Raw genomic sequence first — 9,974 nt, forward strand, 5'->3', positions numbered from 1 at the left:
CCTACGCAAGGCAGCTAATTCTGATTTTTCTCTGACGAATTCGCCAACAGTATCAGCGAAGCTGTCACCAGCCGCCACGCGATGGCTAGAAACCTTAACCAGAATAAGTTTCAGCAAAATTTTTCAGTTAATTCTAAAAATGGGGATTTGACACACTGAATACGCTGATGGATGGCTGTACCATTTGAACCATCCCAATTTTTGGAGCCGGAAACCCTTGTAGCTACGTCACCAAATCTTGTGCCAAATAACTTAGCGTTCAAATGGTACACATGAAAAACCCCATTAAGGAGAATAAGGCGACCTCACGCCCGAGATCGTTACTCCCTTAGTTCTGGCGACACAATCCAGAGAGTGCATTTAGGATTCTCGTCTTCTCGGCACTTAAGCAGACGATCTAGGTTCCATTGCACCAGGTTACGTCCCAAGTTATTAGTGGAATCATTGTACTTAAGCGACATCACCCAACTGCCACTACCAAAACCAACTAGCGCTACTATAGCCAAAGCCATCAGCGGCGAAAACCAGTCAGCGAACTTAATCCAGACTGTATTCCGTTGAAGTTTAGCGATCGCCGTGTTAGCCCCATTGATTTGCGAGATCGCTGTCTCCAGCCCCCCAGTTATCTGCCCAATTCGCTGTAACAAACCTTCTAAAACATTTTTATTCGTTTGTCTATCAGTCTCTACAGTGGCGCGGTATGCCAGCAGTTCCTCTTTCAGTTGGGCTGCTTCTGTTACTGTCGCTCTAGATTGATTCAGGACTTCGGTATTAGCCTCTGCTATAGCTGAGGTGGCAGCACTGCCAGCGCTTTGAATCTGTTTGACAAGATCTCTACCTGCTCGAATTAAATTTTCCGTTAAGTTTTGGGATTGCTGTTGTTGATTGAGTCCAAGCGATTCGGATGACTGCTCAATTCTTTGCCGCTCATTACTTATCCCGCCTAAGACATCTTCACATAACTGCACGGTATATTCCACTGCACCAATATACAGAAACAGCACATCATCATCCGGCAAGTTTAACCGCTTCGCCGTCCGCACGATCTTCTCTTTGTGTTCTGCCGTCATCTGAGTGATGATGCCATCTAAGTAATTGTCATCAATAAAACTCATTCACCTATCCCCAAATAAGTAGACGCTTTTTTCACTTCTGATGTCATATCTGCCAGCCAGCGATAAGCCCGCGTGCGTTGGCTGCGCTGAAGGATTGTCTTTTGTGCATCCGCCGCCCAACAGAAAGGCAGATCGTTATCCTCAATTACATCCCACGAAGTCCAAAACATCTCTAAGAGATTTAGCTCGACTCCACCCAATTGCTCAATTACCTTCTTCCGCGTCTGGGATGCATCGTAGCGAGTAAAAGTATGCGGCGACCCAAACAGCAAGTTTTTCACCACCACATAATCAGCTCCATCCCCACACAGTTCGACCACATCCTTCAGCGCACTGACCGAACTGCGGGTTTTCCCCAAGACATGAATGATAGTGACTCGATAGCCGGATTCAGTCGCTACATTCAATAGATCTAATTCGCGGATGAAAGTGGTAAACGCATCCCTAGATCTCGCTGGCAGATCCACCAGAATCAATTCGCTGTAATCTCCCAAGCTGTCAATTAAATAATCTGCCTCTCCCCTGACGGTAAAATCTACCCGCTCGACTGCATCTGGTTCCCCAGATACAATCTCTTGTGCTTGATCTCCTACCCGCTTGTAGCAGCGATACAAGTCTGCATTGCTAGTATCGGAATCAATCGCTTGACAAGGCACAGACTCGGTGCGATAGATATCAAGCAATAACCGAGCAACTGCTGACTTACCTACTCCACCCTTGTCACCGTAAATAAAGATGAGTCGTTTGAGGGCAGAAACTAATTCTCGCTCTTGTTTACTTGCCATATGATATTTCTTCTACTACAGCTCATCGTTACTAGGAACGTCAGCAAACTTACCTCGAACAACTGACTTAGGTTTAGCCGAAGATTTCGTATCGGTTTTGATATCTGATTTAGTCTGGGCTTTGATATCTGACTGAGCCTCTCCCTTTGGCTCTGCTTCTGCTGTAGCTGACGGTTTAATATCTGATTGTGATGACAATTGCTCCGGTGCAGTCGTTGACTCTACCGCTGACCCAGCTGGAGTAGCTTTACTTCTTTTACTTTTCGATTCAGTTAGGTACTGCTTGAGCGTTGCTCCTTTAATGCTGATTCCTTCCTCTGTAAGGATAGCCGCAATTTCCTCATAGGTATAACCGCGCTTCAAGGCTTTGTTAATCATTGCCTTGGATTTCATAATGACTTCTCTGAGCGTCATCCCCTGTTTAGGCTTAGGAGGAGTCCGCGCCTCTACTTTCGATAAAATCGACTTGAGTTTATCCTCATCAATGTCAATTACTGTCTGCTTAGGAGGCATACCAACACCGACTTACTTTCTGTAAGTCTAGCCGACTTATTCCCTGGTGAGAAATAGAAGCGGGTAAAGATAAGTTAACTTCTAGCAACCTACCTAAAGCAACCAAACTCAGCCCTACAACATCTATTCTTTTTCCCAGTAGCCCCTGGACACCATCCCCTCAATCCCAGCCACAGCTTCGCAGCTACTGCTATTTCTTTTCCCAGGAGCCATAGTTTGATGTGTACTTACTATACAATTTTTGCCTAACGGCACCGCTGCGCTAAAATTGTTGCGTTCGCCCTGCGGGGCATCAACTCCATCCCCTCGTCCAGCGTCCTAGTGGGGGAGGGCTACTGGGAAAAAGAATATGCCTCATGCCATCGCTCGCATCGCCAAACTTAAAGGTGGGGGTATCGCCGCCTCAGAACAGCATACCAAACGACAGCGGGAAACCCCAAATGCCAACCCAGAAATTCAGAATATCCGGTTTATCGGTCAACCAGACACAGCTTCTCCTCCTGACTTGGAAACCCTAGTTAGGCAGCGCATCGGCGGGCAGGCGATTCGGAAGAATGCTGTAGAGTGCGTGGAAATGGTTTTGACAGCTAGCCCAGAATACTTCCGACCTGACGAGCCTGGTCGAGCCGGATATTATCACTTGCAGCAACTAGAGAATTTCCAACAGGCAGTGCATCAGTGGCTTGATGAGAAATATGGCGACCGGATTGTTAGAGCCGAGTTGCATTTGGATGAAGCCACCCCACACATCCACGCTTATCTTGTCCCCCTAGATGAAAAAGGGAAACTCAACTGTCGAGCATTGTTTGGTGGGCGAGAGAAACTCAGTAAGTTTCAGGATAGCTATGCTATTGCAATGGCTCCACTAGGACTGGAGCGCGGTATTAAAGGCAGCAGAGCCACCCACACAGAAGTCAAGGAATACTATGCGGCTGTCACTCAACCACCAGACTTGACGCTAGACATTGCGACTCTTCATCACCAACTGGCAGATCGCCAACGGGCAATTAAAGAAAAAGAAGATCTAGAGCGCACCGCTAAAGCACTTGCCAGAGAAAAGGAAGTTTTACAGCAGCGCCTGAGTGATTTGGAATCCACGGTACACGCCCAGAAACGGGAGATCGAAAACTGGAAAACTTTATACACAGACGTTGCCAACAAAGTCCGCGACCTACCTCTAGAACAAGTTGCCTATGAACTGGGTCTAGACCCAGACCCCAAAGACAAGCATAAGTGGAAGCACGAAAATCACATAATCAATATCACTGGCAGCAAGTTTTATGACTGGCAGCATACTAAAGGTGGTGGCGGTGCAATTGACTTGGCGATGCACGTACTTCAGTGTGAATTCAAACAGGCAGTTGCTTGGCTCAATGACAGATTTGGGGAAGGGGCGACGCTAACTGCTGTTGCCTATCAAACTAGAGACATTATTCAAAAGGAACCGCCACGTCAGTTTGTTCCTCCAAAGCAAGATGAAAGCAAGTGGCATCAGGTGAAAACATATCTCACCCGCGAGCGCCGACTCCCTGCTGCTATGGTGGATGCCTTACATCAACAGGGATTAGTTTATGCAGATGACAAACAAAATGCTGTATTTATTCGCCGCTCTCTAGATGAGGAGACGATCGCTGGAGCAACACTGAGAGGCACAGCCGGAACAGATAATACATTCAAAGGATTAGCGCTTGGATCTAAACGAAATGCTGGATGGTTTCACTTCCAAATCGGAGGACAATCAAGCGACCCAATTCAACGAGTAGTGTTGGTAGAGTCTCCGATTGATGCGATGTCATTCGCCGTGTTAGACCGCACTGATTCACGCAAGACGATTTATTTATCTACTGATGGAGCTGGTGTTGTGCCGCTAGAATTTTTCCGACAGCTACCAAACAAGTCGGTTATTGTTGCTTATGATAATGACTCCCCAGGTAATTTGATGGCACAAACAGTCATGGAACAGTTGCCTAATTCGATACGCAAGCTACCAAAGGCTCAAGATTGGAATCAGGAGCTAAAGAATATGTTTAACCTGGAGCAACAGCAAAATAGGCAGCGGGAATCTGAGCAGAAGCAAAGCCGGGGATTTAGTCTGTAGAACTAGAGCCAAAATTTGTTAGTTATCGAATGGCGCTCTCGTTTAGGTAAATAAATATCACAAAAATACTTTTTAGCGGAAGAGGTATCGCTCAAAGCCTGTCAGTTCTACACCTTATGAAACGACTTCCACAACACTCAACGAAACTTCCCGCTTAGCCACCCCTAAGAAAAAACCAACTCGAAGGAAAACAAAACAAACGGATTCTTCAACTAGTGAGACACCACTCGAAACCAATATTACTCCCGCTCACGTCGTAGAACAGAAATCACTTGATGAAACAACTACTCAACCTGAAACGCCAAAAAAGCCTTCCCGACGTGTTGGACAACGCAAACCCAAACGAGATCCCGTTGGACAATAGTGAAAACCAAGGAATAGTAAAACCAAAGAATTAGGCGTAATGTTTAACCTTGACCGTGTATTACATGGAAAAGATTGGTCTTCTACTTTGACTACAGCTTTGAAGCATAAAATGATTAAGGGTTTTCTGAAGCATAAAATTGTCGGTTTGCACATAAAGTGAAAATCGTGACGCATAAGTTGAAAATTTTGCTCATAAGTTGAAAATTCTGTCCGCGTAACCCTTATGCTGTCGTATGGGGTGAGAGCTCACATTATCTCTTAAAAAACTTGAAACCCTTATTCAGCATGAATTATCAATCTATATATCCCTAGTTGTCGGAAAATTTCACTTTATGCACGAATTGGGTAGGAAATTTTCACCTTTTGCGTCAATTATTTTCAACTTATGTGCAAATGTGATGGCTCAAAGTGCCATTCTGCCGTAGTTAATTTTTCAACTTATGTGCAAACCGACAAAATGAGCTAAAAGTTCATTTTTTAGTGCAAGTCACACTAAAACCCTTTATTTAATCACCAATCCACAGATCTAGAACATTACCTATCAACAGTGTGCTGCGAAATCAGTTGATGGAATATCGAGAGCGAGTCATGCGCTAATCGTCTTCTAACTTGAGAAGCTGTTCGTTGAGTTCTTGAACGTAAGCCTGTACTAAGTTCTCTGAGAGGATGCGTTTGCGTAGCGCATCGTTCACCGCGCCTTTTTCAGCTAGCAGCAAGCGGCGGCGAATAGCATCTAATTTGGTGCGATCGCTAGGCTCGCTAGCAGAGCGCCCTGAACTTTGGTTATAAAGGTCGCGCAGACTTCTTTCGGACGTTGCCACCCTTACCTGGTAAGCAGCCCGCATCTCCTCGTAGATTGCCCTTGGTAAAACTCCTGCCTTGAGCAGGCTATCCAACTCATCCTGAGCAGCTTTAGAAGCAATCAATTGAATTTGTAATTTTTCAGCCTGTTGCCTAATACTTGAAACCTTGGACAGCTTCAATCCCTTGATCAGCCAGGGTAGGATTAACCCTTGTCCTACCAGGGAGAACAGTACTGCGCCAAAGACCAGAGTAACGATCTCTTCTCGTCCTGGCAAAGTCAAAGGAATGCTCAGAGCCAGTGCCATCGAAAGAGAGCCTTTGATGTTACCTAAAACCAGAACGTGCTGCCAGAGCCAGGGAATTGGACGGTCGAACCAGCGGACTCCGGCTAACAGCGGGTAGACCGAGAGAATACGTCCTACTTGATACGCTAGAACAACCAAAAGGATTGCTGGCAACATTCTCCACAGCGTCATTGGGTCGATTTCTATGCCAATTAGCAGAAAAATAAAGGTGTTGACAGCAAAACTGGCATATTCCCAGAAGCTAAACAAGGTGATTCGATCGGAGGCGGAAGTACTACGTGAAAGCCCAACATTTCCGAAAATTAGTCCCGCTACGACCACTGCCACTGCACCTGATACCCCCAAAAATTGTCCTACCTGAAAGGTGCCTAATGAAATTGCAACTGTTAGTAAAAGACTGCTAAGGGGGTTATCTAAACGAATGAATATAGGTACGCTCAAATAGCCTATAACTAACCCCAAGAAACTACCCCCCAAGGCGACAATCAGCAGTTGTTGAACTCCTGTTGAGAAGGTGAGGGAACCTGTTTCATATATTGTCAAAATTAGATTGAACGAAACTAGGGCAGCAGCATCGTTAAATAAGGTTTCTCCTTCAACAATGGTGGAAAGACGGGAGGGCACGCGAATCTCTTTAAAGACGGCAATCATTGAGACTGTATCCGTGTTTGCCAGAATGACTCCCATGAGGGACGCTGGTATCCAAGCTAGTCCAAGCCCATATTTCAATAGAACAGCAATAATTGCAGAGGAAAACACAGCCCCTGGTCCAGCCAGAAGAGCGACTGGTTTAAACGTGTTGCGTAGACGCCTGATGTCTGTATTGATTGCCGCGTCAAAGATGAGAATTGGCAGGAATAGATTTAAAACAAGAGCAGGATCTAAACCAATGCGACGAGACAATAGCTCAGTAATTGGTAAACCTGCTAATACTAAACCTGTAACGTAAGGAATCCGAAGCTGCTGTGTGACCAGGGCAACAGCTGTTGCAACGAGTAGTAGAACAATTAGGATTGTTGCCAGTTCTGATAAATCCCCAGAAACTTGGGGGTCTACTGGACTACTTTGTGCCAAAACTGATTGTCCTAGCAACCAAAGCATTACTAATACCTATGCGAGCTGAGTGATGGGAAATCTTCTAATTTTTCTCTCAGTCGCTGTGAGATGAACCGTTCTAATGTTGCTGTGACCACTTGAGCCAGAAATATCAATTCTAACAAGTAACTGCTCAATGCTTCTAACCCAACAAGCAGACAACTCCAGCCAGTCGGTACTTGATCGCCATAGCCAATCCGAAAGAAGGTGCCCATGCTGAAATAAAGCAGCGATAGAAAGTCAACTTCACGAGTTTCTTGACGGGTTAACACCATTCCCCAGCTAAGTCGATCTATTCCCATATATAGTAGTGCAAAAAGCACAATTAATCCCAAGCAAATTGAAGTGAGCAAAACGGCGTAATTACACCATCGACGTGTAGTTAGACGGTTCATATTTTGATTTTGCAATAAAACTCAAGAGTTACGCAGTTGAGTAAAAGGGGAATGAATCCATCGAAGGTCAACGAGTACGACTATATCAACTAACTGAATTGCTACACAGAAAGCCAGCAATGTTGAAGCAGAACGAGTCCAACCAGAAAGTGGAAACTCGCCTGCCCATGATGCAATTATAAGCCTACTACATCGTCTGGAACCAACGCCAGAAGTATTGTGGAATGAAGCTCAACAGCATGTGAGTTTGGCGACTGGAATTCTAGTCGTAGATGATTCTACACTTGATAAGTTTTACGCCAAGAAGATGGAATTAGTCACTCGCCACTGGTCGGGTAAACATGGGCGGGTGGTGCAAGGAATTAACCTCATTTCATTGTTATGGACGCAAGGCGACAACCATATCCCCTTAGACTATCGATTCTACGAAAAGTCGGTGGATGGAGCCACGAAAAACGTTGACGGACGCGCCATGTTGGACGTAGCAAAGGCGAGAGAGTTTGCCCCACAGAGTGTTGTCTTTGATAGTTGGCAAGTGTAGTCTAGAAAATCTCAAACTCATTCGCTCTCACCAGTGGACTTGACTAACCCGCTTCCAGCGCAATCGGCATGTCAACCCCGATGGCACAAGCAATCGTCCCTTCGCTGAAGTTGACATCACTAGGATGGGAACCGTTGTACATCTCAAAGACGCTTGTCTTGGTCAAAGTATTTAAAATAGTCGCCCCAAACGGCGACATTGATTACTAGGCAACAAATGACCTCAACTTGAACTAGTTACAATGCTACAGTGGAGCGAGTTTGCTTGGGCAATTGAAGAGTAAAGAGTGCCATCGTGGGTTCAAGCAGTGTTGTGGGGTAGAACGCACTCAAGTACGTGCACCCGCGGGCGCAACGCAATTCCCTTTGGATTGGCAATTCGGGCATTCTTACGCTTAGAACTATACTGGTTTGCTATAGGTATTAGTTGGTACGAAGCTAAACTCGCTATTATTCGGGATGCAATTCGGACTTACCTGAGCGCTCCTCGCTACTCCCTTTACCCAATTGCGTAACTCCTGCCAGTTTTTCTCCCTCAGCTCCCTCAGCTTCCCTAGCTCTCACGATCGCCCCTAAGCCCTCTTCTTGAGTCGAGAAATCAATAAATCGATTTCTGGTAATTTCATTTGGGTGGCGATCGAGGCGAAAACTCCAATGCCGACGAAGCCAGAGGCGATCGTTTGCAGCAATAGTAAAACTAATCCCTGACTGCCGAAAAAATGTTGCAAACTCCAGAGAGTCCCCCAGCTAGCTGCCCCAGCAATAAAGCTACTAGTAATTAACCCCAAAAATGGTAAACTCCATTGCCGCAATGGTAAACCGTGGAGTTTTCGATGCAACACGCCCAAAAACAGCAGCGTCGAGATCGTATTGACTCCTACCGTTGCCAGTGTAATTCCAGGCGCACCAAAAGGTTTGATCAGGATAAAATCTAGCAGGGCGTTAAGGAAGATATTTAACAAACCAACGCGGAAGGGCGTTTCTCCATCTCCCAAGGCGTAAAATACTCGTACCAAGACATCGCGCCCTAAGTAGACAAACATACCAATGCCGTAGGCAACTAAAATTGAGGCTACGAGTTGCGAATCGTCTTGTTGAAAGGCTCCGCGTTCGTACACAATTCGGACAATTGGCATCGCTAGAGCTGCAAATAAAGCTCCTAAAGGAAGCATCGTGAGAGCCGTTAAAATTAATCCCTGCCGCAGCCGCGATTTGAGATTATCCCACTCTAACGGATCGGCAAAGCGAGAAAGAATTGTAAATAAGGGGAGCAAAATGACATTGGAAATGATGCCGAGGGGAGTCTGAACGATTAAGTTGGCGTAGTTGAAAGCAGCTGCTGCCCCAGGAATGCTGGAAGCAAAGAAAAAATCGGTGAACAGATTAATTTGTAGCATTCCAGAAGCAAAAACAGCCGGAGCCATCAACTTAACTGCTTGCCGTACGGCAGGAGAGCGAAAATCAAATCGCAGGCGCAGCGTACCAAGTCGTAATCGCCACTGTACGATTAATTGTACGATCCACTGAAATAATGCCCCTGCTAGCGTTCCCCAGGCTAAAACTTGCCCGCCAATTGCCACATAAGCAGGAGAAATTATTTGGCTCCCCAAAGATAAATATAAGATTCCCAGCCCCAAAATAATCGTGATGCTAGAAAGTACGGGGCTGAGAGACAGCAACCAGTATTGATTGGCAGTATTGAGCGTGCCAAAACCAATCCCAATTAATCCCGACAGTAATATCATCGGCGACATAATTCGCAATTGCTCGGCAGCGATCGCGTGGGCTGTCTGGCTCAATTGCGGACCCACCAAATAAATTAATCCATCCGCCGACAAGAACAGGGCGATGGATACGAGCAACAACACTCCGCTAACTAGAGTCGTGATGCTTTCCACTAGGGGAGCGGCTTCCTGTTTGCTACGCTTTTCTAAGATGCTGACAATCGTGGTGTGGAT

Annotated in this window: 10 protein-coding genes; 3 read left to right on the forward strand and 7 right to left on the reverse strand. The window is 45.9% G+C overall.

From position 1 onward, the window contains the following. Positions 1 to 320: 320 nt before the first annotated feature. From N4J56_RS39600 to N4J56_RS39610, 3 genes are read right to left on the reverse strand one after another with little or no spacing between them, the layout of a single operon-like run. Complete coding sequence (locus N4J56_RS39600) at positions 321 to 1,115, reverse strand: hypothetical protein (protein ID WP_317112493.1); 795 nt, start codon at positions 1,113 to 1,115, stop codon at positions 321 to 323. Beyond that, on the reverse strand, positions 1,112 to 1,900 hold the full coding sequence (locus N4J56_RS39605) for a hypothetical protein (protein WP_317112495.1): 789 nt from the start codon (positions 1,898 to 1,900) through the stop codon (positions 1,112 to 1,114). Before N4J56_RS39605 ends, N4J56_RS39600 begins: the two co-directional genes overlap by 4 nt. A 15-nt stretch (positions 1,901 to 1,915) precedes the next feature. Continuing rightward, entirely contained in the window at positions 1,916 to 2,413 is a 498-nt protein-coding gene (locus tag N4J56_RS39610; RefSeq protein WP_317112497.1) for a hypothetical protein, read from the reverse strand. A 349-nt stretch (positions 2,414 to 2,762) separates the two neighbouring features. Here N4J56_RS39610 and mobV point away from each other — a divergent pair, with 349 nt between their 5' ends. Continuing rightward, complete coding sequence (gene mobV, locus N4J56_RS39615) at positions 2,763 to 4,511, forward strand: MobV family relaxase (RefSeq protein ID WP_317112498.1); 1,749 nt, start codon at positions 2,763 to 2,765, stop codon at positions 4,509 to 4,511. 959 nt (positions 4,512 to 5,470) lie between these two features. On the opposite strand, the gene N4J56_RS39620 is transcribed toward mobV, so the two are convergent. Together N4J56_RS39620 and N4J56_RS39625 are read right to left on the reverse strand one after the other, a co-directional pair. Next, positions 5,471 to 7,087: a sodium:proton antiporter gene (locus N4J56_RS39620; protein WP_317112500.1), complete on the reverse strand. Its 1,617-nt coding sequence runs from the start codon at positions 7,085 to 7,087 to the stop codon at positions 5,471 to 5,473. 2 nt (positions 7,088 to 7,089) lie between these two features. Then, a complete protein-coding gene (locus N4J56_RS39625) occupies positions 7,090 to 7,383 on the reverse strand; it encodes an ion channel (RefSeq protein ID WP_199197210.1) in 294 nt (97 codons plus the stop codon). 310 nt (positions 7,384 to 7,693) lie between these two features. On the opposite strand from N4J56_RS39625, the gene N4J56_RS39630 reads away from it, so the two are divergent. Then, positions 7,694 to 8,017, forward strand: coding sequence for a transposase (locus N4J56_RS39630; RefSeq protein WP_317112501.1), 324 nt, complete (start codon positions 7,694 to 7,696; stop codon positions 8,015 to 8,017). A gap of 43 nt (positions 8,018 to 8,060) precedes the next feature. Here N4J56_RS39630 and N4J56_RS39635 read toward each other — a convergent pair whose 3' ends face one another. Continuing rightward, positions 8,061 to 8,216: a hypothetical protein gene (locus N4J56_RS39635; protein WP_199755859.1), complete on the reverse strand. Its 156-nt coding sequence runs from the start codon at positions 8,214 to 8,216 to the stop codon at positions 8,061 to 8,063. Positions 8,217 to 8,303: 87 nt separating this feature from the next. On the opposite strand from N4J56_RS39635, the gene N4J56_RS39640 reads away from it, so the two are divergent. Continuing rightward, positions 8,304 to 8,531, forward strand: coding sequence for a hypothetical protein (locus N4J56_RS39640; RefSeq protein ID WP_317112502.1), 228 nt, complete (start codon positions 8,304 to 8,306; stop codon positions 8,529 to 8,531). A 57-nt stretch (positions 8,532 to 8,588) separates the two neighbouring features. Here N4J56_RS39640 and murJ read toward each other — a convergent pair. Continuing rightward, the coding region (gene murJ, locus N4J56_RS39645; RefSeq protein WP_317112504.1) for a murein biosynthesis integral membrane protein MurJ at positions 8,589 to 9,974 on the reverse strand (1,386 nt) is incomplete at its 5' end.

Source organism: Chroococcidiopsis sp. SAG 2025 (assembly GCF_032860985.1).
In the GTDB taxonomy this organism is placed as follows: domain Bacteria; phylum Cyanobacteriota; class Cyanobacteriia; order Cyanobacteriales; family Chroococcidiopsidaceae; genus Chroococcidiopsis.